The organism is Rhodococcus sp. IEGM 1351, assembly GCF_030056875.1.
Classification (GTDB): Bacteria; Actinomycetota; Actinomycetes; order Mycobacteriales; family Mycobacteriaceae; genus Rhodococcus_F; species Rhodococcus_F opacus.
Map to the genome: position 1 here is coordinate 238898 of NZ_JASHKU010000010.1, position 23006 is coordinate 261903.

The 23006-nt window shown below is 66.8% G+C and carries 23 protein-coding genes and 4 pseudogenes; 14 read left to right on the forward strand and 13 right to left on the reverse strand.

Annotated elements, in window-relative coordinates:
* Positions 1-31: 31 nt before the first annotated feature.
* Both speB and QM806_RS19820 read left to right on the forward strand, forming a co-directional pair.
* Positions 32-1096: an agmatinase gene (gene speB, locus QM806_RS19815; RefSeq protein WP_283292545.1), complete on the forward strand. Its 1065-nt coding sequence runs from the start codon at positions 32-34 to the stop codon at positions 1094-1096.
* 47 nt (positions 1097-1143) lie between these two features.
* Complete coding sequence (locus tag QM806_RS19820) at positions 1144-1890, forward strand: glycoside hydrolase family 25 protein (protein ID WP_005575045.1); 747 nt, start codon at positions 1144-1146, stop codon at positions 1888-1890.
* Positions 1891-1905: 15 nt separating this feature from the next.
* Here QM806_RS19820 and QM806_RS19825 read toward each other — a convergent pair whose 3' ends face one another.
* The 6 genes and pseudogenes from QM806_RS19825 to QM806_RS41720 form a co-directional block, all read right to left on the reverse strand.
* Positions 1906-3171 (reverse strand): hypothetical protein, encoded by a 1266-nt coding sequence (locus tag QM806_RS19825; RefSeq protein WP_043794198.1) that lies wholly within the window; start codon positions 3169-3171, stop codon positions 1906-1908.
* A gap of 113 nt (positions 3172-3284) precedes the next feature.
* Positions 3285-3905 (reverse strand): bile acid:sodium symporter, encoded by a 621-nt coding sequence (locus QM806_RS19830; RefSeq protein WP_240960425.1) that lies wholly within the window; start codon positions 3903-3905, stop codon positions 3285-3287.
* Between the two features lie 106 nt (positions 3906-4011).
* A pseudogene (locus tag QM806_RS19835) lies at positions 4012-4236 on the reverse strand (bile acid:sodium symporter); the annotation flags it as partial.
* Positions 4237-4307: 71 nt separating this feature from the next.
* Positions 4308-4958, reverse strand: a pseudogene (locus QM806_RS19840) (DUF1345 domain-containing protein).
* A 3-nt stretch (positions 4959-4961) separates the two neighbouring features.
* Positions 4962-5084 (reverse strand): hypothetical protein, encoded by a 123-nt coding sequence (locus QM806_RS41410; RefSeq protein ID WP_282597367.1) that lies wholly within the window; start codon positions 5082-5084, stop codon positions 4962-4964.
* A gap of 15 nt (positions 5085-5099) precedes the next feature.
* Positions 5100-5380, reverse strand: a pseudogene (locus tag QM806_RS41720) (ClpB D2-like domain containing protein); the annotation flags it as partial.
* Positions 5381-5724: 344 nt separating this feature from the next.
* Here QM806_RS41720 and QM806_RS19850 point away from each other — a divergent pair.
* The 6 genes from QM806_RS19850 to QM806_RS19875 all read left to right on the forward strand — a co-directional run bounded on the left by QM806_RS19850 (position 5725) and on the right by QM806_RS19875 (position 13401).
* The gene (locus tag QM806_RS19850; protein WP_283292548.1) at positions 5725-6954 is read left to right on the forward strand and encodes a glycosyltransferase; all 1230 of its coding nucleotides are present in this window, start codon (positions 5725-5727) and stop codon (positions 6952-6954) included.
* Positions 6955-6958: 4 nt separating this feature from the next.
* The gene (gene helR / locus QM806_RS19855; RefSeq protein WP_283292550.1) at positions 6959-9103 is read left to right on the forward strand and encodes an RNA polymerase recycling motor ATPase HelR; all 2145 of its coding nucleotides are present in this window, start codon (positions 6959-6961) and stop codon (positions 9101-9103) included.
* Positions 9104-10261: 1158 nt separating this feature from the next.
* Positions 10262-10978: an amino acid ABC transporter ATP-binding protein gene (locus QM806_RS19860; RefSeq protein WP_281272526.1), complete on the forward strand. Its 717-nt coding sequence runs from the start codon at positions 10262-10264 to the stop codon at positions 10976-10978.
* Between the two features lie 35 nt (positions 10979-11013).
* Positions 11014-11901 carry a glutamate ABC transporter substrate-binding protein gene (locus tag QM806_RS19865; protein WP_169693996.1) on the forward strand — a complete coding sequence of 296 codons (888 nt, stop codon included), beginning with the start codon at positions 11014-11016 and terminating at the stop codon, positions 11899-11901.
* Positions 11902-11929: 28 nt separating this feature from the next.
* Positions 11930-12577, forward strand: a complete 648-nt coding sequence (locus QM806_RS19870; protein ID WP_213576648.1) for an amino acid ABC transporter permease — start codon at positions 11930-11932, stop codon at positions 12575-12577.
* The gene (locus QM806_RS19875) at positions 12574-13401 is read left to right on the forward strand and encodes an amino acid ABC transporter permease (protein ID WP_169693998.1); all 828 of its coding nucleotides are present in this window, start codon (positions 12574-12576) and stop codon (positions 13399-13401) included. The genes QM806_RS19870 and QM806_RS19875 overlap by 4 nt, the downstream gene beginning before the upstream one ends.
* Before the next feature lie 238 nt (positions 13402-13639).
* Here the strand turns inward: QM806_RS19875 and QM806_RS19880 are convergent, their stop codons facing one another.
* Positions 13640-14422 carry an IclR family transcriptional regulator gene (locus QM806_RS19880; RefSeq protein ID WP_242322434.1) on the reverse strand — a complete coding sequence of 261 codons (783 nt, stop codon included), beginning with the start codon at positions 14420-14422 and terminating at the stop codon, positions 13640-13642.
* Between the two features lie 208 nt (positions 14423-14630).
* On the opposite strand from QM806_RS19880, the gene QM806_RS19885 reads away from it, so the two are divergent.
* The 6 genes and pseudogenes from QM806_RS19885 to QM806_RS19910 all read left to right on the forward strand — a co-directional run bounded on the left by QM806_RS19885 (position 14631) and on the right by QM806_RS19910 (position 18965).
* The gene (locus tag QM806_RS19885; protein ID WP_242322435.1) at positions 14631-15821 is read left to right on the forward strand and encodes a CaiB/BaiF CoA transferase family protein; all 1191 of its coding nucleotides are present in this window, start codon (positions 14631-14633) and stop codon (positions 15819-15821) included.
* Positions 15818-16687 carry a citryl-CoA lyase gene (locus tag QM806_RS19890; RefSeq protein WP_169694001.1) on the forward strand — a complete coding sequence of 290 codons (870 nt, stop codon included), beginning with the start codon at positions 15818-15820 and terminating at the stop codon, positions 16685-16687. The genes QM806_RS19885 and QM806_RS19890 overlap by 4 nt, the downstream gene beginning before the upstream one ends.
* A complete protein-coding gene (locus tag QM806_RS19895; RefSeq protein WP_242322436.1) occupies positions 16674-17636 on the forward strand; it encodes a cyclase family protein in 963 nt (320 codons plus the stop codon). The genes QM806_RS19890 and QM806_RS19895 overlap by 14 nt, the downstream gene beginning before the upstream one ends.
* 24 nt (positions 17637-17660) lie before the next feature.
* On the forward strand, positions 17661-18242 hold the full coding sequence (locus QM806_RS19900; RefSeq protein ID WP_283292554.1) for an RraA family protein: 582 nt from the start codon (positions 17661-17663) through the stop codon (positions 18240-18242).
* 67 nt (positions 18243-18309) lie between these two features.
* A pseudogene (locus tag QM806_RS19905) lies at positions 18310-18600 on the forward strand (DUF899 family protein); the annotation flags it as partial.
* A complete protein-coding gene (locus QM806_RS19910) occupies positions 18567-18965 on the forward strand; it encodes a DUF899 family protein (RefSeq protein ID WP_277932430.1) in 399 nt (132 codons plus the stop codon). The pseudogene QM806_RS19905 and the gene QM806_RS19910, both read left to right, overlap by 34 nt.
* 9 nt (positions 18966-18974) lie before the next feature.
* On the opposite strand, the gene QM806_RS19915 is transcribed toward QM806_RS19910, so the two are convergent.
* From QM806_RS19915 to QM806_RS19940, 6 genes are all read right to left on the reverse strand, one after another.
* On the reverse strand, positions 18975-19397 hold the full coding sequence (locus tag QM806_RS19915; RefSeq protein WP_169694004.1) for a hypothetical protein: 423 nt from the start codon (positions 19395-19397) through the stop codon (positions 18975-18977).
* 93 nt (positions 19398-19490) lie between these two features.
* Positions 19491-19859, reverse strand: coding sequence for a gas vesicle protein GvpJ (gvpJ, locus tag QM806_RS19920; RefSeq protein WP_005254360.1), 369 nt, complete (start codon positions 19857-19859; stop codon positions 19491-19493).
* Positions 19856-20458, reverse strand: coding sequence for a hypothetical protein (locus tag QM806_RS19925; protein WP_054247749.1), 603 nt, complete (start codon positions 20456-20458; stop codon positions 19856-19858). Before QM806_RS19925 ends, gvpJ begins: the two co-directional genes overlap by 4 nt.
* A gap of 220 nt (positions 20459-20678) precedes the next feature.
* A complete protein-coding gene (locus tag QM806_RS19930) occupies positions 20679-21758 on the reverse strand; it encodes a MerR family transcriptional regulator (RefSeq protein ID WP_283292555.1) in 1080 nt (359 codons plus the stop codon).
* A gap of 14 nt (positions 21759-21772) precedes the next feature.
* A complete protein-coding gene (locus QM806_RS19935) occupies positions 21773-22438 on the reverse strand; it encodes a HEAT repeat domain-containing protein (protein WP_269591055.1) in 666 nt (221 codons plus the stop codon).
* A 77-nt stretch (positions 22439-22515) separates the two neighbouring features.
* Positions 22516-23001: a carboxymuconolactone decarboxylase family protein gene (locus QM806_RS19940; RefSeq protein WP_005254364.1), complete on the reverse strand. Its 486-nt coding sequence runs from the start codon at positions 22999-23001 to the stop codon at positions 22516-22518.
* Between the last annotated feature and the right edge of the window lie 5 nt (positions 23002-23006).

Consider the following 23006-nt stretch of genomic DNA (forward strand, 5'->3'; position numbering starts at 1 on the left):
CCACGTCTCCGGCACACACCGAAGGATTCCGATGAGTACAGACGACATCCAGGGCCCCATCGACGCGACCCGCATCCAGGGCCCCGTCGACGCGACCCGCGTCCAGGGCCCCGTCGACGCCACCCGCACGCCGCGCTACGCCGAACCCAGCACGTTCGCCCGCCTCCCCCGGCTCGACGAGGTGTCCCGCGCCGACGTCACCGTGATGGGCGTCCCGTTCGACTCCGGCGTGAGCTACCGTCCGGGCGCACGCTTCGGCCCCGGCCACATCCGCGCCGCGTCGAAGCTCCTGCGTCCGTACAACCCCGCACTCGACGTGCACCCCTTCGCGGCGCAGCAGGTCGCCGACTTCGGCGACATCGGCGTCAACCCGTTCGACATCCAGGAGGCCCTCGCCACCGTCGACGGCGCCGTCACCGACCTGCGCAAGGACGGCTCGACCGTGCTGACGCTCGGCGGCGACCACACCATCGCCCTGCCGATCCTGCGTTCCCTCGCCCGCGATCACGGTCCCATCGCCGTGCTGCACTTCGACGCGCACCTCGACACGTGGGACACCTACTTCGGCGCCCCCTACACACACGGCACCCCGTTCCGGCGGGCCAGCGAGGAGGGGCTCATCGACCTCGAGCGTTCGCAGCACATCGGCATCCGTGGCCCGCTGTACAGCAAGAAGGACCTCGAGGACGACGCCGTTCTCGGTTTCCAGGTCATCCGCTCCGACGACTACGAGGTGGACGGCGTCGCCAGCATCGTCGAACGGATGCGTCGACGGCTCGACGGCGGACCGGTCTACGTGTCCGTGGACATCGACGTCCTCGATCCCGCGCACGCGCCGGGCACCGGAACACCCGAGGCGGGCGGCATGACGTCCCGCGAGTTGCTGAACACGCTGCGCGGACTCGTCGGCCTGAACGTGGTCGGCGCCGACATCGTGGAGGTGGCGCCCGCCTACGACCACGCCGAGATCACCGGCATCGCGGCAGCGCACGTCGCGTACGAGTTGCTGTCGGTGCTCGCGATCAACGCGTCGTCGGCCCCGGGCCGGGCTGCGCGCGGCGAGGCGCTCCGGCAGGCGGCGTTCGTGACGAAGTGACGTCCGTTGCCACGTGCGGGCAGCGGGAAGACGTTACCCTCGGGCGCATGGCTATCGGGGTGAAGGTCCGAAGGTTCTCCAAGATCGCACCACTACTGCTCGCCGGTGCGCTCGCGGCCGCGGTGCCGGGGCATGCCGCCGCCGAACCTGTCAGAGGTCCGGACGTGGCCTCGTGGCAACACCCGGGCGGGTCACCGATCGACTGGTTCGCCGTCCGCAACGCCGGCCACGACTTTTCGATGGTCAAGGCCACCGAGAGTCTCAACTACGTCAATCCGTTCTTCGTCCAGGACTGCCTCGCCATGCGCGTGGCCGGCGTTGCCCGCGGCGCGTACCACTACGCCGACCCCACCCAGTCGCCGGAAGCGCAGGCCGCGTTCTACTCGACGGTGGTGCTGGGAATCAACGGTCCGGGTGACATGCCTCCGGTCCTCGACCTCGAGCAATCCGGTGGGCTGCCGCCCGCCGCGTTGATCGACTGGACGCACCGCTACCTCAACACGGTCCAATCGCTCACCGGACGTCAGCCGATCATCTACACGTACCCGAACTTCTGGCGGACGGCGATGGCGAACACCAACGAGTTCGCCGGATACCCGCTGTGGATCGCCGACTACAACGGTCAGAACACGCCCGGCCCCCTCCCCGGCGGCTGGAGCAACTGGACGTTCTGGCAGTACACCAGCACCGGTCGCATCCCCGGAGTCAACGGCGACGTCGACCTCAACGTCTACAGCGGGGCGCAGGGCGACTTCGCGCGGTACTCCAACAGCGCATCCCCCTTCGGCAGCTGACGCCGACGGGCACGATCAATCCCGGCACACCGGATTTCCGGGGAACGCCGGGACGCCGACTCGGCAGCCGACGTCGGTGACGGCGTTCAACCGCTCGACCGGCTCCCGAATCTCGAGCGCCGGCACGAGGCCGTCGGTCAGGAGTGCATTCTTGGTCGTCGGCGTCGTGGCGCGCTCGTCCAGCGTTCCGCGCACCCGCGCGAAGTTGACGAGTTCGTCGTACACCATCGACAGGGCCGCCTCGGTGGTCCGGTCTTCCGGGTCGAGCCCGGCGAAATCCACGCCCGTCTCGTATTCGTGGCGGACGGCATGTGGACCCTGGTCGCAGGTGGGCTGGTTCAGATCGATCCGAAAGTCCGGCCCGGCCGGTCCCGGCGGAGTGATCGTGCCGGCGTCGGTGCAGACATGGTGCGAGATGCGATCGCCGAGTGCGTGAATGTAGATGCCGGTCCGTGCATTCCAGGAATTCTCGCCGATCCAGGAGTCGAACTGTGACGAGAGGACCGTGTCGGAGATGACCTGCTGCCCGGTCATGTTGGTGAACGGGATGGCGGCCGGAGTCTCCAGGCTGTAGGTGCCGTTGATCTGCACGGGATTCGCATCGCCGTAACACGTTGCACCCGTGGCATAGTCGCCGTCCTCCGAGGGGTTCGTGAAACCTCCCGTGCACAACGGTGCGCCACTTCCCGGCCCGGCCAGGGCCCAATTCCGTAGGTGCGTGAGCATGACCTCGTGCCGTGGATCGTCGACATCCGGTTGCAAGCCGTTGGGCAGGGGATCCGCCGGTCCGCGCATCGTGGGCAGGAAGTGGAAGAGGAACCCGCCGGTGGCGAAGTGGGTGCGCACCAGTCCGCTGATGTCCTTCGTGGTCAATGCGCCGGCGTCGGGGACGAGGCGGCCGAAGATGTCGCGTGGGGCGAACGTGCCGAGGTCGGTCGCTTCGTCGTACGCCGCGATCCAGTAGGCATCCTGCTCGGAGAAGCCGACGGTGCGGGCGATGATATACGTCGAATCCGAATGCACGAGACTCCGTCCGCCGAGCGGGCGGCGCAACGTGAACCCGTAACGGAGGAACGCCTCGGCGCCGCAGATCGGCGAGTTGGGATCGTCGAGTAGGCATTCAGGTGGCAGCGGAGCGCAGTTGTGCGGTGGCGCACCGTCCTCGGTGTAGCAAATATCCTCGGCGAATCCGTACACCGGTGGCGGTGACACGACGAACGCGGCGGCGGTGAGCGTCAGCGCCACAATGGTTCCACCGACTCTTCGAGTGAATCTTCTCATCGAGGTGCACCTTTCGGTGGGGCCGAGTAGATCAACATTAACACCGGGGAACAGGCAGGATGCTCGGTTCTCGCGAGCCCCGAAATCCGCCACCGTCGGTCGGTGTGCGGGCATCACGCGACACGGTGCCGGTATCGATTCGCCAGCCATGCACACATCGTGAGCTGAACCTGATGAAACACCATCAGCGGCAGGATGATCTGCCCGACGGGCTGCCCGGCGAACAGGACAGCCGCCATCGGCAGCCCGGTCACGAGAGCCTTCTTCGTTCCGCAGAACTGGATGGCCCGCACGTCTGCGCGTTCGAACCGCATCAGGTCGGCGGTGAATCGCGTGAGCCAGAGGATGGCCGTCACGAGCACCGTGGACAGCAGGACCAGTCGGAGTAACGCGGTGGACGGGGCCGAGTGCCATACTCCGTCACGTTCGCCCGCCGAGAATGCCGAATACACGATGAGCACGACGGATTCGCGGCCGACGTACCTCAGTGCGGAACCGTGGCGTGCCACCCAGTCGCCGATCAACCGGCGGAGGATCTGACCCAGCACGAACGGCAGGAACAGTTGCAGTCCGATTCCCAGTGCGGCGGCACCGGGCGCACCCATCTGTCCTGAAGTCGACATCATCGTGAACGCGAGCGCGGGCGTCAGGAACATGCCGAAGAGGTTGGATGCGGATGCGCTGGCGATGGCACCGGGAACGTTCCCTCCGGAAACCGCGGTGAATCCGATCAACGCTTGGACGGTCGAGGGAACGAGGCACGTGAACAGCAGTCCGGCGGTACAAGCTGGGATCCAGCACAGAGCTCGGGAGCAGTCGCAGTGCCAATCCGCTGAGCGGGAAGACCACGAAGGTGAAGGACAGCACGGTCAGGTGCAGGCGCCAGTGCGTCAGTCCGGCGATCGCATCCAGCGGTGCGATGCGCACGCCGTAGAGGAAGAACAGAACGCCGATGGCGACGCGATCCGCACCGTCCACCCAAGGCACAGCCGGGCCCGAGGCCGGCAGCACCAGCGCGACCAGCACCGCTGCGTGAACCCGTGCCGTCGATCGTGTCTCGTGCATCGCGATTCGATACACGCCGGCCTTACTCGTGCGGCTGTCGGTCAGTCGGATCCGCGAGCGAATCCGGATCCTCACCTGGTGAGGATCCCGGCGACCAGGTTGATCGTCGTCGCGAGGATGACTGGACCGAAAACATAGGACAACAGGCAATGCCGGAGCGCCACGGCCCGAATCTCCGGGCTCGAGACGTCGGTATCGGATACCTGGTAGGTCATCCCGAGGTTGTAACTGAAGTAGAAGAAGTCGCGAAACGCGGGCGGGGCAGTGGAGTTGAAATCGATACCGCCCGTCGTTGTTTCAGGACCTGATTCCTCGTCGTAGAGGAAGGCGTATCGAGCCGCATACATCAGATGTAGGGCAGCCCACGCCAGGAAGACCCCGATCAGGGCCACGGCGGCGTGCGGGGTTCCCGCCGAGGACCCGCCGCCACCTGCAGTGCGATGATTGCTCCGAGACCTCCTGAAGCCGCTGTCACCACGACCAATTCGTCGACTATCGGACGGAAATCCTCGCGTCCCACGTTGCGGCGAGTTGCCGCCGCATCCATCGGCCACAACACTGCCCAACCGGATACGACGAACACGGCGGCCGCGGCGGCGATACCGATGAGAGACCCCAACGCGGCTGTGGTCGACACGCCGCCGAGAATACCCGCAGCGACACCGACCACCACCGCCGGCGGCCACTCTCGGGATGGCGGAAGTCGGGAGAGGCACGTGCAATGCCTACCCCTCTCCGGAAGGCGCCGCGCCGTCACCTGCGGCGCTCCCGACGCCGATCGACAAGCCGGCGCCGTCTGCGTCGACGCGGACGGTGTCGCCGGGCGAGAGGACCCCCTTCAGGAGCATGCTCGACAACTTGTTGTCGAGCTGCTTCTGGATGGTGCGCCGCAGCGGCCGGGAACCGAACTCGGGTTCGTACCTTCCGCGGCGAGGTAGTCCTCGGCTGCCGTTGTCACGTCCAACCCGATGTCCTGCGCCTTCAGCAGCCGGCGTGTGCCGTCGAGGATCAACTCGACGATCTGCCGCATCTCGTCAACCCCTATTCGTTCGCATGCCGGCAATGCGGGTTCTCGGTTGTCGAGCGACGTGAGTGTGACGAGCGTGGACATCGCCGCGGCCTCGTGAGTGTTGAGACGCAACATGATTCGCGCGCCGCACCACGGCGCGCCCGGCGAGGGGCTGGTCCCGAGAGGGCAGACGGCAGGCCAGGGCGTACCAGCGGCGTGTGCCGAGAAGTCTATCCCGGCATCCCCTGCGGCCGGGCCGCGTTACCGTGATCGGCGAGCTGGACTGTGTGCGAACGCATTCGATCCACGACGCGCCGACGATGTCTGGGAATGTGTCCGGATCGGACGAGGAAGTGGAGAGGAGTACCAACCCCTTTCCACTTTCAATTTATAGCGCACCGGGGGGCTTGCGGCAAGGCCCGGGTGGTGCCGCACAATTACCGGCCGAAGCCAGAACCTGCGGAAATGGGGGTCGCGAATTGCGTGTGTTGTTGTCGACGTATGGGTCACGTGGGGATGTCGAACCGTTGGTGGGTCTCGTGGTGCGGTTGCGGGAACTCGGCGCGGAGGTGCGGGTGTGCGCGCCGCCGGACGAGGACTTCGCGGAGCGGCTGGCCGGGGTCGGTGTGCCGATGGTGCCCGTCGGCCGGTCGGCGCGCGCGCTGACGACGGCGGCGCCGTCGGCGGCGGACCTGCCCCGGCGCGCGGCCGAGTTGATCGCCGGCCAGTTCGAGGCGGTCACCGCGGCCGCCGAGGGATGCGACGCGTTGGTGGCGACCGGCGCGATGCCGGCCGCGGCCGGAGCGCTGTCGGTCGCCGAGAAGCTGGGCATCCGTTCCGTGTCCGTGACGTTCCAGCAGCTCACCCTGCCGTCGCCGCATCGGCGGCCGCTGGCGTACCCGGGCCGGGCGTTCCCGCCGGACGTGGCGGACAACCGGATGCTGTGGGACCTGGACGCTCAGAGCATCGATGCGCTGTTCGGTGAGGCGCTCGACACCAACCGGGCGTCGATCGGCCTGCCCCCGGTGGACAACGTTCGCGACTACGTCATCGGCGACCGGCCGTGGCTTGCGACGGACCCGACCCTGGACCCGTGGCAGGAGACGCCGGACCTCGACGTCGTGCAGACCGGCGCGTGGATCCTGGCCGACGACCGCCCACTCCCGGCCGACGTGGTGGCGTTCCTGGACGCAGGCACACCACCGGTGTTCGTGGGTTTCGGCAGCATGCCCTTGCACGCGGCGACGGACGCCGCCCAGGTGGCCATCGAGGCGATCCGCGCGCAGGGCCGCCGCGCACTCGTCGGGCGCGGCTGGGCCGATCTGGCCCTGATCGACGATCTGGACGACTGCTTCGTCGTCGGCGAGGTCAACCAGCAGGCATTATTCGGCCGGGTGGCCGCCGTCGTGCACCACGGCGGCGCGGGGACGACGACGACGGCGACCCGGGCCGGCGCACCTCAGGTGGTGGTGCCGCAGGCGGCGGACCAGCCGTACTGGGCCGGCCGGGTGGCCGACTTGGGCATCGGCGCGGCGCACGACGGTCCGGTTCCGACCGTCGAGTCCCTGACGACCGCGCTCACGGCGGCCCTGACCCCCGAGACCGGAGCACGAGCGGCTGCCGTGGCGGGCACGATCCGTACCGACGGGGCGGCCGTCGCCGCGACGTTGCTGCTCGACACGATCGCCCGAACCGCAGATCGGAGCTGATGACATGAAAAATCTGACTACCAACGCGTTCGACCTTCCCGACCACCTCGCACCCAAGGCCGACCCGACGCTGATCGCCGACGACGAGCTGCATTTCGCGGCCATCGCAGAAAGCCTCGAGCAGTCGATTGCCGACCTCGACCACCGCATCGACACCGAACGCAAGGCGCCCCGCCGGCTGGGCCAGGAGGCGATGGAGCGGGACATGATGGTCCACCGGCTGAACGCCGAGTTGCGTGCCCTGCGCCGCTACGGGTTGGACCTGTGCCTCGGGCACTTCGTCAGCGCGGACAACCCCGAGCCCGTGTACATCGGACGACTCGGCCTGATGGACCGGGCGGGCAATCAGCTGCTCGTCGACTGGCGCTCCCCCGTGGCCGAGCCGTTCTTCGGTGCGACCCACGGCAATCCGATGGGCCTGGCCCGCCGGCGCAGGTATCGCTGGACCCGCGGCCGCATCAGCGACTACTGGGACGAGGTGTTCACCCCGGACGGGTTCGCGGGGAACGCAGCGCTCGACGACCAGTCCGCGTTCATCGCCAGCCTGGGCACCAACCGGTCGGCCCGGATGCGGGACGTGCTCGGCACCATCCAGGCCGACCAGGACGCCATCATCCGCGCGGGATCGCGTGGCGCCCTCGTCGTCGACGGCGGCCCGGGTACGGGCAAGACCGTCGTCGCGCTGCACCGCGCTGCGTACCTGCTCTACTCCGACCCCCGACTCCGTCACGGCGTGCTGTTCGTCGGTCCGCACGAGCCCTACCTGGCCTACGTCGCCGATGTCCTGCCCAGCCTCGGAGAGGAGGGAGTGCAGCTCTGCACCCTGCGGGACCTCGTCGCCGAGGGCGCCACCGCGAAGGTCGAAACCGACCCCGACGTGGCCCGCCTGAAGTCGTCCGTGGATCTGGTGAAGGCCATCGACGCGGCGGTCGCGTTCTACGAGGAGCCGCCCACCGAGGGCATGACGGTCGCGACCGAGTGGTCCGACATCTGGCTGAGCGCCGACGACTGGGCCGAGGCATTCGAAGCGCCGGAACCCGGTACTCCGCACAACGAGGCGCGCGAGCAGATCTGGGAGCTGCTGCTCACGATCCTGATCGACAAGTACGACGGTGACATTCCGGTGGCCCAGCTCCGGAAATCGTTGCAGCAGAACGACGAATTACGCACGACCCTCGACAACGCGTGGACCCTGATCGAGGCGGCCGACCTCGTCGCCGACCTGTGGTCGGTGCCCGCCTACCTGCGCAAGTGCGCTCCCTGGCTCAGCCCCGACGACATTCGGAAGCTGCAACGCCCGGACGCCCAGCGCTGGACGGTGTCCGACCTGCCACTCCTCGACGCAGCACGGCAGCGGCTCGGCGACCCGGAGGAATCACGACGCCGGCGTCGCCACGACGCCGTCGTCGCCGCCGAACGCGAGCAGCGGTCCAAGGTCATCGACGACCTCATCGCAGCGGATGCCTACGACGACGGCGAAAGTCTGATGACGCAGCTGCGGCAGAAGGACCTGCAGGAAATGCTGGTGGACGAAGCTGCGATGTCCAGCACCGACCCCGACCTGCTCGACCGCACGTTCGCGCACGTCGTCGTGGACGAAGCGCAGGAGCTGACGGACGCCGAGTGGCAGATGTTGTTGCTGCGCTGCCCGTCTCGGAGCTTCACCATCGTCGGCGACCGGGCCCAGTCCCGGCACGGCTTCACGGAGTCGTGGCAGGAACGGCTCGACCGGATCGGGCTCGACCGGATCGAGCTGGCCTCGCTGACCGTCAACTACCGGACGCCGAATGAGGTCATGGCGGAAGCCGAGCCGGTCATCCGAGCCGCCCTCCCGGACGCCAACGTGCCGACCTCCATCCGCAGCAACGACATCCCCGTCGTACACGGATCTGCTTCCGATCTGCACTCGATCCTCGACACCTGGCTCGACTCGAACTCCGACGGGATCGCCTGCGTCATAGGCGATCCGACGTTCCGGGCAACATCCCGCGTCCGGTCGCTGACCCCGGAGCTGTCGAAGGGGCTCGAATTCGACCTGGTCGTCCTCGTCGACCCGGACACCTTCGGCACGGGGATCGAAGGGGCCGTCGACCGCTACGTCGCCATGACCCGGGCGACCCAGCAACTCGTCATCCTCATGAGCTCGTGATGTCGGTCGATCCCATGGATCCTGGGTCTGACTGAGTGGCAGGTGGTGTCCGTCGCGAGGAAAATTTCTGTGCTTGTGGGGGATTCCAGTGTGCGAGCGCGGTTGCGGCAACCGTGTCGGGATGGGCTGGGCCTGGTTAGCCAGTACCCTCGATGGCGAAGATATTGCAATGATCTACGCCCGCGTGGGCCTGGGCGACGGTTGCGGCGCCGTCGAGGGTGCTCTGGTCACTGGCAGTGTCAGCCATCAATTCGCATACGGCGTCGTTCTCGGCGTTGCCGGCTGTTCCGGTGAGCGAGATCGCGAGGGCGGCGACGGCGAGGGCGGAGCGGGTGGTAGCGATGCGGGTAATAGATGGTGCCTCCGATGATTTCGGCAATTATTTTGCCGTGACATCAGCTTGTGCCGTCGCCGAGCCGGGCGCTGCGCACCTGAGGGTCACCATCACACACCCTCGGCGCCGCATCACCTGCAGTGTGGCCGGCAGCGTCAGGCGAGTCGGTATCAGGAGTCGATGCGGATGGTGCCGGATTTCGACCTCATGACGATGGATTGGGTGGTGGTGGCTCCGTGTGTGTAATGCACTCCGGAGCATCGAGTGTCTCGGATATGGCTGCGAGGGCAGCGGAAATCATTCAGCATCCGCGGTTGTCGTTCGCTGGTCATGAAATCCTCGGCGTGCTCGCGAAAGAAAAGATGTATGAGCCGGTTCCGTTCATCGACGCGATGTGTTTGAGAACAGCGACCGGCGCTCGCCAGGGAGCGAGGAGCTGACGCCTCACCGCCCCACCCTGGTGGGCCGGCATTCATCCCACTCACGCAGTACCGCATCCGGTACAAGGCAAGGTGGTCTGGGCTCGGATGTCGTCGCGCCGCTCCGCAGGCCCCTCGGTCGCATGTGTAGGTCTGGTCGTCAACGGCCCCTCCGCCCCGCTGTCGCCTTCGTGATCCACTAGATGATTTATGTAGACCGCCTGACGGTTTGTGTGCTAGCTTCGTGTTATCGGAACATGACCTGGATCACTCCCCACTCCAGCTGGTGGGGGTCCGTCACAGACATGACCTGTCGGGCTGTTTTTACGGAGGAGCACCATGCACTCGACCATCGATCAATCGTCGCTCTCGTCGTCGTCCTTCGAGGCGCCGGTTCTGGTTCGCATGGAGGGTGTGAACAAGTACTTCGGCACCCACCACGTGCTGACGGACGTCGACCTCGACATCACCACCGGCGAGGTGCTGGTGGTGATCGGCCCGTCCGGGTCGGGAAAGTCGACCCTGTGTCGCACCATCAACCGCCTCGAGCCGATCAGCTCGGGCCGGATCCTGCTCGACGGCGTCGAACTACCCCAGGAAGGCAAGCACCTCGCGCGGCTACGTGCCGAGGTCGGAATGGTGTTCCAGTCATTCAACCTGTTCTCGCACATGACGATCCTGCAGAACGTCATGCTCGGGCCGACCAAGGTTCTCGGCGTTCCGAAGAAGGAGGCCGAGGCCACCGCCCGCAGGCTCCTCGACCGGGTCGGGGTGGGTAATCAGGCGGAGAAGATGCCGGCCCAACTCTCCGGCGGACAGCAGCAGCGCGCGGCGATCGCGCGCGCCCTGGCGATGAAGCCGAAGGTGCTGCTCTTCGACGAGCCGACGTCCGCCCTGGACCCGGAGATGGTCAACGAGGTCCTCGAGGTGATGAAGGAACTCGCCGAGACCGGTATGACGATGGTCGTGGTCACCCACGAGATGGCCTTCGCGAAGTCGGCAGCGAACCGGGTGATCTTCATGGACGCCGGACGCATCGTCGAAGAGGCCGATCCGCACGAGTTCTTCGCCAATCCCCAAACCGAGCGCGCCAAGGACTTCCTGTCGAAGGTCCTGCACTGACCGCCGCACCGTCGACACGAAAAAGGTTGTCTGTCATGAGGTTTTCCCGTAAGGCGATCGTGCCGCTGGTGGCCGTGCTCGCCATCGCCGGCATCGCCCTGTTCGGTACCCGCTCGACCGTGACCACGGGCATCACCCCGGCGGTTGCTCAGTCCCCGCAGTTCGCACCCGGCACGACGATGGAGAAGATCGCTCGTGAGGGGGTGTTGCGGGTGGGAACCCGGTTCGATCATCCCGGGCTGTCGGCGCGCAACCTGCGCGGCGAGCAGGAGGGATACGAGATCGATCTGGTCCGGTACATCGCCGGCAAACTCGGTGTCCCCGCCGACCGGATCGAGTGGACGGAGGCCAACTCCGCCAGCCGCGAGCAACTACTGCAGCAGGACAAGGTCGACGTCGTCGTCGCGACGCTGTCGATCAACGACAAGCGACGTCAGGTGATCAGCTTCGGCGGCCCCTACCTCGACATCAACAACGACCTGGTGACGGTGAAGGGCAATCCGAAGAACATCACCGATCCCCAGACCCCGAACGGGGTGACGGTGTGCTCGACCCTCGGTGGGGCGGTGTCGGCGTCGCTGCGCAAGAACTTCCCACAGACGAACCTGATCGAGTTCGACGTCTCGTCCAAGTGCATCGATGCCCTCAAGAACGGGTCGGTCGACGCGCTCGCCACCCAGGGGCCCATCGGCGCCGGGTACGTCAGCAAGGATCAGAAGGACATCGAGCTGATCAACAAACCCTTCGCGGTCGAGTCGTGGGGGGTGGGTATCGCCAAGGGCGATGTCGCGTTCTGCGAGTTCCTCAACAGCGCGATCACTGATTACTACAGCGACGGCTCCGCCGAGGAAGCCTGGGCCGACAGTCTCGGCCGTTACACCAAGCAACAGCCGGTCATGCCGGAACTGCAGCCCTGCACCTAATTCTTTCGTCTCACTTCGAGGACATCCCATGCACACCGTAGTCGACCATTTCGGCGCCTTGATGGAGGGTTTCGCGGTCACGCTCGCGCTGATCGGCGTCTCCACGGTCCTGGCGCTGATCGGCGGAACGATCCTCGCGTCGTTCCGAGTCTCCCCGATTCCACTCCTGCAATCGATCGGCTCCGGGTACGTCGAGACATTCCGTAACGTCCCGACCGCCGTCATCTACTTCATGACCCTGTTCGCGTTCCCGCAGCTCGGCATCAAGATCCCGTTCTTCTGGGCAGCCGTCGCCGCCCTGGCGATCTACTACTCCGCCTTCTTCTGCGAGGCCGTCCGCTCGGGCATCAACGCGATCCCGGTCGGGCAGTTCGAAGCCGGACGCTCCATCGGCCTCACCTTCGGCGGCTCATTGCGCTACATCGTGCTCCCGCAGGCGTTCCGCAGTGTCGTGCCCCCGCTGATCAACGTCTTCATCGCACTGACCAAGAGTTCGGCGATCGCCAGCGCGTTCGGTGTCGCGGAACTGCTCACCCGCGCCGAAGGCGTGATCGCCGAGGAGAGCCAGGCGGTGCTGTGGATCCTCGCGGCCACCAGCCTCCTGTACCTGGTGATCACCATCCCCGCCGGGACCATCGCCAACATCGTCGAGAAGAAAGTCGCGGTGGCGCGATGACAACGACAGCAACCAAACCGGCAGCTACCAAACCCACGATCGCCATGTACGACGTACTCGGACCGCAAGGTCAACGGAAAGTCCGCAACGCCACCTGGGTCGGTGCCGTCGTGGTCGCGATCATCGTGGCCCTGGGGCTCTACCAGCTCGGCTCCCACGGCCAGCTCAGCCCCGATCTGTGGTCGGTGCTGCTTGACCGGGACCTGATGCGCAGCGTCCTGAAGGGTCTGCTCGCCACGATTCAGTGCGCGATCGTCTCCATCGTGCTCTCGGTGGTGTTCGGCATGATCCTCGCGGCAATGCGGATGTCCGACACCAGACTCCTGCGGGGCATCGTGCGGGTATGGGTGGAGATCTTCCGCGGCCTGCCGCTGCTGGTGCTGATCTTCTTCATCTTCCTCGGCGCACCCCAATTCGGGATCATCGTCCCGACGTTCTGGGCACTGGCCATCGGCATCTCGCTCTACAACAGCGCCGTGATGAGCGAGATCTTCCGCGCCGGCATCGCGTCGTTGCCCCGCGGTCAGGCCGAAGCGGCGGCCGCGATCGGCATGCGCAAGACCCAGATCTTCGGCATCATCCTGCTGCCGCAGGGCATCCGGATCATGCTGCCCGCCCTGATCAGCCAGGTCGTGACGATCGTGAAGGAAACCTCCCTCGGCTTCGTCATCGGCTACACCGAACTGCTGCGCAGCGGCCGGGTCGCAGTGGAATACCTCGGCGGACAGTACGCCATCCCGGTCTATGTCTTGATCGCGATCATCTACCTGCTGATGAACGTCGGGCTGTCGAAGCTAGCGCGCCGAATCGACGCCCGCTCGTGAGGTAGGAGAAGCCCTTTCCCTCGGCCGATATTTCCGGGTGGAGAGCGCGATCAGTGCCGGTGTCTCGACCGCCTGTACCCCGGTCGAGATACCGGCATGAGTTCTGTGCGGAGCCATAGGGGGATGAGCGCAGTTCCGGCATCACCTGCCGTGGCGCGAATGCGCAGAAGCGACGCATCGAGGCTCGCGCGCTGGCCGTTGGCGACTCTCGGGGGCCGGGCGCCGTGCCCGGACGGGTTCAGTCCAGACCGGGCAGGCCGATGGCCGAAATCTCCTCTGCCGCTGCCCGGGTGCATTCGATGTAGTGGGGTGTCCGGTCCTCGGTGAACCGGCCGGTGGGACCACCCAGGGTCAACGCGGCCACGACCGTGCCGTGGGAGTCGATGAGCGGGAAGGACAACCCGGACGAGCCGAGCTCACGCTCGCCGTGGACGAGCTGATATCCGCGTTCGCGCCCGGCCTCGACCTTCTCACGCAACTGGTCGGCGAATTTGGGGCCGTGCGGGGAGTCCGCGGCCACGTCGTCGATCAGTTCGGGGGCGGCCAGCAGCAAAATCTTGCCGGCGGCGCCGGCCCACAGCGGGTACGGCACTCCGAGCGGGATGACGCTTCGCACGGTCGCGGTGCTCTCGCACTGGGCGACCACCACCCGGGACAGGCCCTGCCGGATGTACAGGTTCACCGTCTCGCCGGTGTCGGCGCTGAGCTGGCGCATGATGTCGACGACCTCTTCCGGCGGCGCCCAGGTCTTGCCCGCCAGGCGCACCCAGCGCAGCATCTCCGGGCCGAGGCTATAGAACCCGTCCGCGCGGCTGGTCAGGACGCTGCGCGCACACATCGTCGCCACCAGGCGGACGACGGTGGTTTTCGGCAGTTTCGTTCCCTCGACGAGTTCTTTGAGGCTGCGGGTGGGGTGCGCTGCGTCGAACAACTCGAGCAGGTCGATCACCCGGGTGACGCTGCGGACACCCGCGTCGGCGACGGCCGGCTTCTCTGCTGAATCCGTAGGTACTGCAGTCACCCTCTGGTCCTCCCTGCTCAGCAACTCTTCCGATGCACCACTCTAAGGTCCGGAGAAACCGATCTCTACGGATACGGACGAATAGACGACGGATCTAAACCATCAGGCGGTGTTTATGGACCGCTAGATGGTTTAAGTGGTAGGGTTAGGCACGTCACATAACGACACCTTTTGTTTGGTGGGATTCGCCCACGGAAAGGATCTTCCGATGAAGCTGCTCGACGGAATCCGAGTCTTGGATCTCACCAACGTCCTTGCCGGCCCGTACGCGAGCTACCAGCTCTCACTGATGGGTGCCGACGTCATCAAGGTCGAAGTACCCGGCAGCGGCGACCTGGCTCGACAACTCGGGGCCGACACCGCGCTGTCGGGCCAGAAGCTCGGCGCCTCGTTCGTGGCCCAGAACGCCGGAAAGCGTTCGATCACGGTCAACCTCAAGAGTGAGGCCGGCCGGAACGTGTTCGACCGGTTGATCGCCGGCGCCGACGTCCTCGTCGAGAACTTCCGCCCGGGAGTGCTCGCCCGGCTCGGCTACTCCTGGGACGAGTTGCACGCGATGAACCAGCGGCTGGTGTACTGCGCGATCTCCGGTTTCGGGCAGACCGGGCCGATGCGGGAGCGCCCGGCGTACGACCAGATCATCCAGGGGCTGTCCGGGATGAGCGCGGTCACCGGCACACCCGACACCGCACCGTTGCGGGTCGGGTTCCCGGTGTGCGACACCCTCGGCGGGATGACCGCCGCCATGGCCATCAACGGCGCTCTCGCGTCCCGCACCCGGACCGGCGAGGGCGTCTACCTCGATGTGTCGATGCTCGAAAGTTCACTGACCGCACTGGGCTGGGTGGTCTCGGACTACCTCATCGCCGGACGGCAACCCAGCGCGAACGGCAACGAAAACCCCACCGGCGCACCGTCAGCGACCTTCCAGACCGGATCAGGTGCCCTCAACATCGCGGCCAACAAGCAGGAACAATTCGAGATCCTGTGCAAGCTGATCGGCCGCGAAGACCTCATCGACGACCCCCGGTTCGCGCTGCGCGACGACCGCAAGAACCGTCGCCCGGAACTGCGCGTCGAGATCGAGGCCGCCCTCGCCGCCAAGTCCGCCCGCGAGTGGGAGCCCCTGCTCAACGAGGCAGGGGTGCCCGCCGGACTGGTCCTCGACGTCACCGACTCCCTCGACCTCGACCAGATCACCGAGCGTGAACTGGTCCACCAGGTCGACCTGCCCGACCGCACGGTCAGCGTCCTCGGCACCGGCTTCCACGTCAACGGCCGCCCCCTCGCCCCGGCGTCGGCGCCCCCGACACTGAGCGAACACACCGACGAACTGCTCACCGATCTCGGCTTCACCGCAGACGAGATCACCGAACTGCACACGGAAGGCGCGGTATGACCACCACCGAACGCCGCCCGGTCCCCGGCGCGGCCGAGACCACCATCGACGACGTCACCGGCTGGTGGCGCACCGAGATCAGCGACATCTCACCCGGCGTCATCCGCTACCGCGGCTACGCCATCGAGGACCTGATCCCGACCACCTCCTACGCCGGCATGGTCTGGCTGATGATCCGCGGGCAGCGCCCCACCCCCTGGCAGGAACGACTCCTCGACGCCGCCCTGGTCGCTGCCGTCGACCACGGCCCGCAGGCACCGTCCATCGCGGCCTCCCGCATGGCCGCCACCTGCGGGGTCGGCCTCAACAACGTGATGGCCACCGGCGTCGGGATGCTCGGCGACGTCCACGGCGGCGCAGGGGAGCAATGCATGAGCGTGCTCGCCGACATCGTCGAGCAGGCCACCGACCCCACCGATCTGCGCACCGTCGCCGACCGCATCGTGGCCGAATACCGTTCAGCCAAAAGGTATGTGCCCGGGTTCGGGCACCGATTCCACCCCCGCGATCCGCGCCGCGACCCGCTGCTCTCGCTGGTCGCCGCGGCCCGCGACGACGGCGCGGTGTCCGGCCAGTACCTGCACGCCGCCCTCGCCCTCGAACAGTCCCTCGCCGCCGGACGGACCCGACCGGTCCCGATGAACATCGACGGCGCCACCGCCGTCGTCTATGCCGAACTCGGCTTCCCGCCGCCCCTCGGCCGCGGACTGTTCGTCCTGTCCCGCTCGGTCGGCATCCTCGCCCACGGCTGGGAACAGACCCAACAGGGCGGCCGCAACAAGGGACCGATCCCGCGCACCCTGCTGCCCACCTACACCGGCCACCCCGCCCGCGCCGTCGAGGACACCACCCATGCCGATCGATAACCCCACCACCGGCACACCGACCGCGCCGACGCGCTCGACCTGGGGACAGTTCCAGACCACGCCCGACCGGGGAATGGCCAACTACGCCGGCCCCGACCACGTTCGCGACGCCGCCACCTTGGTCCAACGCGGCGCCGTTTTCGGCCTCGACTACCCCCTCGACGCGTTCGTGCCATCCCTCGCGACGCTGCGCAGCGCCCCCGAACACCATCTGGTCTCCCGGCACCGCGACCACCGCGACGACTACCTGGACGGATTCTGGCCGCAGGCCGCCAGCCACCTCGACGGGTTGCGGCACCGCCGCCATGCCGAGCACGGCTTCTACAACGGCACCCCCGACGATGCCATTGTCGCCGGCAATCCGGCCCTCGGCATCAACCACTGGTCCCAGCACCCGATCGTCGGCCGCGGCATCCTGATCGACATCGGCCGCCACCGCGCCCACCTCGGGAAACCGATCGATCACGCCTCCGGTGAAGCCCTCGACATCAGCGAACTCGACGACACCTTGGCCGCGCAGGATGTGCAGCTACGCCCCGGTGATCTGCTGCTGATCCGCACCGGCTGGGCACAGTGGTTCCTCGACGAGGCCACCGCCGACGAACGCGAGCAGATCCACACCAGCAAAACCTGCACCGGCCTCGCCCAGTCGCAGGCCGTAATCGACTGGTTCGCCGACCATCAGGTCGCCCTCGCCGCCTCCGACACCTTCGCGCTCGAACGCCTGCCCGCAGTAGCTGATTCACCCTTCGGAGCCGACACCGACCACGGCATGATGCACCAGGAACTTATCGCCCTGCTCGGCCTGCCCATCGGCGAGCTGTGGAAACTCGACGAACTCAGCGAGGACTGCGCCCGTGACCGTCGGTACGAATGTCTGCTGACCGTGAAGCCGCTCAACCTCACCGGTGGCGTCGGCTCACCCGCCAACGCCACCGCCGTCAAGTAACGCCGATCAACCGAAAGGGTAGTCGTGGTTCAGATCGACAGTCTCGTCGAAGCGTTCTCCCGCATACCCACTCCGACAATCGGTGATGCTCGAGAGCGCTTCGGTTGCCCGACGGGGATCAGACCGATGTGGGCAGGAGCAAAGATCGCCGGGCGAGCGTTCACTGTCTGCACCCGAGCCGGAGACAATCTCTACATCCACAAAGCGCTCGATCTCGCCGCCTCCGGAGATATCCTCGTCGTCAGCGGTGGCGGGGACGAGACCCGCGCCCTCATCGGTGATCTCATCGGAACCAGGGCGCAGGCAATCGGGTTGGGTGGCTTCGTGATCGACGGCGCCGTTCGAGACCTCGCCGCCCTCGAGGAGATGGGCATGCCCGTCTTCGCCCGGAGTGCCACACCCGCCGGGCCCTACAATCACGGGCCTGGCCGGCTCGGCGAGCCTGTCGCCATCGGCGGAACCGTCGTGAAGGCAAACGACATCGTGGTAGGCGACGCCGACGGCGTCGCCATCGTCGCAGCCGAAGTAGCGGACGACGTGCTGAGAAATGCCGAGCTGATCGCCGACAACGAGACCGCAAAGCGTCACCGGTACGCGAGGCGTTGATCGACTCCCTTCCACCGCCAAGTGTCGCCTGAGACGATTGCAGGTGCCCTTCGCGAGGAGACGAACGATGACAGCGTCCGATCCACAGGTCACCACCCGGGAGGAATGGCTCATCGCGCGGCGCGAGTTACTCGCACAGGAGAAGGAGCTGACCCGCCACCGCGTTCGGGTGAACGCCGTGCGGCGCGCGCTACCGATGGTCGAAATTACCAAGAACTACGTCTTCGACGGCCAAGACGGCAGGACCGGACTCGTGGACCTGTTCGACGGCCGCAGTCAGCTCCTGATCTACCACTTCATGTTCGAACCCGACGCCGACGAAGGATGCCCCTCCTGCTCGTTCACGATGGACAACGTCGGCAACCTCCGGCACCTCTACGCCCGGGACACCTCGACGCGTCGGTCGCACCGGTCGAATACAACTACAAGGACGAGGCCGAGCTCGTGCGGTTGGACGACGCATGGAAGGGCTGGTGCGGCGAAGAGCACGGCGTCAGTGCTTTCCTCCGCCAGGGTGAGCACATCTTCCACACCTACTCCGGTTACGCGCGCTCCACCGAGATTCTCCTCGGCACCTACCACTGGCTCGACCTCACCGCGCGCGGCCGCCAGGAAGACTGGGAACCAGAACCCCGCCGCGGTGACGACCCCTTCATGGGTTGGCTGCGCCGCCACGACGAATACGAACCAGACGCCATTTCAGGAGCGAAGATCCCCGACTGACCGTCCGGGTTACATCAGTTCGAGTCCCGTTGCCTGCAATTCGAGATAGTCGCGCACCAACAGGTGGGAACACGGCGTGGACACCGCGGTCCAGGGTGTGTGTTTGGGTAGTTGCAGCGCCAACGATTCGGGTACCGCTTCGCGACACCTGATGACAGCCCGGAGTTGCGGTGTCAACGAGATCCACCACGCGTCCAGCACACACCTGCACTGGGAGAGGTATTCGGAGAGTGGCCCTTGGAGAACCGCCATCTGCGGTACCGAATCAACTCCACCACTGATCCCCGCGACGCAGGAGTGCCCACACACAGCCATCACCTGCCCGATGAACTGCGGCGGCATGATGCCTTCGGGGTTTCGCAGCAGAGCGAGGCGCGCGCCGGCGGAAAGGGCTTCATATGCCACTTCGGGGTCGATTGCCTCGTCACCCATGCCACGAACGTACCCGGCTGTGGGCGTCTCCTATCAGGAACAGCAATATGTAGTCGGCCTGAGCGCCGGCGCGGCCACATCAGTGTCGTCGGATCACTTTCGCCTCCGGCGCGGCTCGGGTTCGCGTTCGGCTTCCGATCCGCCGAGGAGCTCACCGAGCGTTTCTCCCACGGCCTCGAGCGCACCCTTGGTCTTGGACTTCGTGCTGCCGCTGCCCTTCACATCGGAAACGAGGTCGGTCAGGCCCTTCGGTTCGCTGCCGATCTCCAGTCGGTTCACCGCCTCGGCGAAGCGCAGGTAGGTGTCGACACTGGCGACCACGACGCGGGCGTCGATGGTGAGCAGTTCGATACCGACCAGCGAGACCCGCACGTAGGCGTCGATGACCAGGCCCTTGTCCAAGATGGTGTCGATGACATCGGCGAGGCTGCTGGAACTCGGGCCGCCACCTGCTGTGGTCATCGCTGTGCTCCTCGCTTTCGACTACCGGAGGTTTTCGCCGGGGTGCTCCGCTTGCGGGGCGGTCGCCGCGCCGGTCGTTCCTCGGCCTCCTCTGCCGTCTCGTCGTCGACGTCGTCCGGCGGCGGTGTCTTCTTCGGTCGTTTCCTGCGTCCCAGCGCGCCGACCATGCCCAGGGCGTCGTCGGCGAGCTTGTGCACTGAGCCCACGGTGTCGTCGGCGGCTTCGTCCACCGTGTCCACGGTGTCGTCGGTGACGTCTCCGGCCATATCCGCGGTGTCCTCGACCAGGTCTTCGGCGGTCTCCAGGACCGCATCGCTGCCGGAGAGCAGCCGATTGTTGAGTGCGTCGACTCGGGCGGTGGCGGCGGTCATGGCCGCCACTTTCACGGCGTCGAGGAGTTGGCCACGCACCGATTCACTGAGCTCGGCGAATTCGGGCGAGGTTTGCAGCAGTTTCGAGGCCCGGTCCACCATTTCCTGGGGTCCGCCGGCGAGGCGGCCGGCACCCGCCGCCGCGAGCAGCAGTCCCAGTTTCTTCCGGTGCCCTCGGCCCAGCCAATAGCCCACGACCACCGCTGCCGCGATTTGCAGTCGGGTCATCATCGTCGACTCCCTTCACCCGCATCGGCCGTCATCGGTCGACGCCGAGCGCCCGGAGCCGGCCGCCCGGCGTACCCCGGATCGGCAGTCCGGTGCGAACCAACCCCGAACCCGACTACCCGCAACGGATGGCCGTCAATCGGTCAAAGGCCGCAGTGGGCTGGGAAAATTCGGTCACCGCCACGGACCGTCACCGACTCGGGGTCGGCTACGAATGCTGTCACGCTTCAGTAACTTTGGGTGACCGTGTCTCGTCCACCATCACTCCCGTCCCGATGCCCGATCGGCGGCGCCGGCTCCGTCCGCGGTCCAGCGTGTTCAGGATCGAGGCCGCGGTGGACGCGATCGTCCGGTCGCCGTCGTGGGCCAGCCGGTCGAGTGCCCGCCGCGCCGCGGTGCCGGGAATCTCGGCAAGGGCCTGCGTGATCCGCAACCGCGTGGGCGCGTCCTCGGTGTTGTCGAGCGTGTCCTGCATGACCTCGACGATGGCGTCGGCCGAGGCCGAGACCGTCGTCAGCAGGCCCAGCACTTCGGCAGCCTCGACATCGCGCCGCCCCTCGACGACCAACTCGATCAGGGAAGGGATCGCGTCGACGTTTCCGCGAGAGCCGAGAGCGAGTGCTGCGTACCCGCGGACCGTGGCCTCTGGATCATCGAGAGCTCGTCTCAGATGTGCCGTTGCCTCCGCGGTGTGGATTGCCGCTATCGCGGCGGTGGCGCGACGCCGGACGTCGGCATCCTCCGCGTCGAGACCGTCGGCCAGAACCTCGAGTCCCGGGCCGGCGACCCGCGCCAACGACCACTGCAGCGCTCCGGCCACATTCGGGTCGTCCTCCGACAGAATGGCCTCGACCAGCGCTTCGACGGGCAGCGCCGCAGTTCCGTCCTGAGACAGGATCGCTTGTTGACGACGGGCCGCGGATTCCGACTCGAGCGCACGCAGCAGACCGACGATGCGCAGGACATCCTCCCACTCCGCCGGCGAGGCGGCGTCGACGCGTTCGAGTTTGCCGAGCAGTTCCTCCTCGGCAGCGATCCGCCGGCGCGTGTGTCGGATGAGGTCTCCCACCAGATCGGCCGGTGCGAAATCGGGCTCGTCCAGTGCCCGCTTGGCCTCGTTCAACGACAGCCCCAAGGTCCTGAGGCTCTCGACGTGGAAGAGCCGTCGGATGTCGTCGGTGGAGTACTCGCGGTAGCCGCCGGACGTGCGGCCCGTGGGCTTCACCAGCCCCAACGTGTCGTAGTGCCGCAACATCCGTGTGCTGACACCACACCGCCGGGAGACCTCACCGATCAACATCCCATCTCCTCCTGCTACGTGTCCGGACCGGCGACCGCGACGCGCTTCGCCGTCTCGACCGCGAGAGTGAACCCACTGTCGGGGTCGTGGCAGAGTCGCCTCGTCGCATCCGCGTGCGCACGAATGTGCGGGTCGGGACTGGTCCCGGCCGCGTCGAGGACCGGGAGGACAGCGTCCCCGAGTCCCACCAGCGCACGGCTCAGACTGAGCTGCAGGTGCTGGTCGCCCCGTCCGAGTTCGATCGCCAGATCGGCCGCGAGTGCAGCCTCGTTGCCGGGCGGCACGAGTGCCACGGCCGCCCGCCACGCACTGCGCGCGACCTCGTCGTGCTCGTCGTGCAGCAGTGCCGACACCGCGGGCCAGGCGAGCCGGTCCCCGATCTTGGACAGGGTGTGCAGCGACTGACTGCGGGCCTGCGCGGAGTCGGCCCCGAGCTCTCGGACCAGTCGCGGCACCGTGAGCTCGCTCGGCAGGCGGCACAACGCCCAGGTCAGCATGTCGCGGACGAAGAAATCCGGTTCGACGGCACACCGCTCGACGAGAGTGTCCGTGAGACGGGGATCGGGGTGCGTGCCTGCAGAGAGCGCCGCCCGCAGCCGACCCGACGGGTCGGCTGCGGCCAGAGCGTCGACGAGGTGGGCATGCGGCCCACCGTGGTTGGTTGTGTTCACGACAACCACCTCCTTCGTCGACCATTCGAGTCCTTGTCACTGTGTCAGGGTCAAGTACTCGTTGTCAGGGGGCTGTCGTCTGCCGGTCAGCTCGTCATGCTGGCGAACATGCCGGGCTCGTAGGAACCTGCCGGGTTGCGCACGATCACGTTGATCCGGTTGGCGGCGTTGATCAGGGCGACCAGGGAGACCAGTGCGGCGATCTGGTCGTCGTCGTAGTGCTTGCGCACCTGGGCCCAGGTCTCGTCGGACACGCCGTCGTGGGCGTCGGCGAGCCGGGTACCTTCCTCGCTGAGCGCCAGCGCGGCCCGCTCGGCCTCGGTGAACACGGTGGCCTCACGCCAGGCTGCGACGAGGTTGAGCCGGACCGGGGTTTCGCCGGCGGCCGTGGCGTCCTTGGTGTGCATGTCGGTGCAGAAGCCGCAGCCGTTGATCTGGCTGGCCCGGATCTCGACCAGGTGCTGGGTGGCCTTCGGCAGCGGCGATTGGTCGATCACCAGGGCGGCATTGGCGAATCGCTTGCCGAACTTCATGGCAATCTCGTTGTCGAACAGGTTGAATCGGGCGTCCATGACTT

What these genes read in the sequence shown, in the direction of transcription:
- QM806_RS19925 (WP_054247749.1), bottom strand. Translation starts at nt 20,458, where the DNA reads ATGACCCGACTGCAAATCGCGGCAGCGGTGGTCGTGGGCTATTGGCTG.
- QM806_RS19940 (WP_005254364.1), bottom strand. Translation starts at nt 23,001, where the DNA reads ATGGACGCCCGATTCAACCTGTTCGACAACGAGATTGCCATGAAGTTC.
- QM806_RS19885 (WP_242322435.1), top strand. Translation starts at nt 14,631, where the DNA reads ATGAAGCTGCTCGACGGAATCCGAGTCTTGGATCTCACCAACGTCCTT.
- QM806_RS19825 (WP_043794198.1), bottom strand. Translation starts at nt 3,171, where the DNA reads ATGAGAAGATTCACTCGAAGAGTCGGTGGAACCATTGTGGCGCTGACG.
- QM806_RS19915 (WP_169694004.1), bottom strand. Translation starts at nt 19,397, where the DNA reads ATGGGTGACGAGGCAATCGACCCCGAAGTGGCATATGAAGCCCTTTCC.
- helR (WP_283292550.1), top strand. Translation starts at nt 6,959, where the DNA reads ATGAAAAATCTGACTACCAACGCGTTCGACCTTCCCGACCACCTCGCA.
- QM806_RS19870 (WP_213576648.1), top strand. Translation starts at nt 11,930, where the DNA reads ATGCACACCGTAGTCGACCATTTCGGCGCCTTGATGGAGGGTTTCGCG.
- QM806_RS19865 (WP_169693996.1), top strand. Translation starts at nt 11,014, where the DNA reads ATGAGGTTTTCCCGTAAGGCGATCGTGCCGCTGGTGGCCGTGCTCGCC.
- QM806_RS41410 (WP_282597367.1), bottom strand. Translation starts at nt 5,084, where the DNA reads ATGCTCCTGAAGGGGGTCCTCTCGCCCGGCGACACCGTCCGCGTCGAC.
- QM806_RS19875 (WP_169693998.1), top strand. Translation starts at nt 12,574, where the DNA reads ATGACAACGACAGCAACCAAACCGGCAGCTACCAAACCCACGATCGCC.
- QM806_RS19860 (WP_281272526.1), top strand. Translation starts at nt 10,262, where the DNA reads ATGGAGGGTGTGAACAAGTACTTCGGCACCCACCACGTGCTGACGGAC.
- gvpJ (WP_005254360.1), bottom strand. Translation starts at nt 19,859, where the DNA reads ATGACCACAGCAGGTGGCGGCCCGAGTTCCAGCAGCCTCGCCGATGTC.
- QM806_RS19890 (WP_169694001.1), top strand. Translation starts at nt 15,818, where the DNA reads ATGACCACCACCGAACGCCGCCCGGTCCCCGGCGCGGCCGAGACCACC.
- QM806_RS19820 (WP_005575045.1), top strand. Translation starts at nt 1,144, where the DNA reads ATGGCTATCGGGGTGAAGGTCCGAAGGTTCTCCAAGATCGCACCACTA.
- speB (WP_283292545.1), top strand. Translation starts at nt 32, where the DNA reads ATGAGTACAGACGACATCCAGGGCCCCATCGACGCGACCCGCATCCAG.
- QM806_RS19910 (WP_277932430.1), top strand. Translation starts at nt 18,567, where the DNA reads ATGCCCCTCCTGCTCGTTCACGATGGACAACGTCGGCAACCTCCGGCA.
- QM806_RS19930 (WP_283292555.1), bottom strand. Translation starts at nt 21,758, where the DNA reads ATGTTGATCGGTGAGGTCTCCCGGCGGTGTGGTGTCAGCACACGGATG.
- QM806_RS19895 (WP_242322436.1), top strand. Translation starts at nt 16,674, where the DNA reads ATGCCGATCGATAACCCCACCACCGGCACACCGACCGCGCCGACGCGC.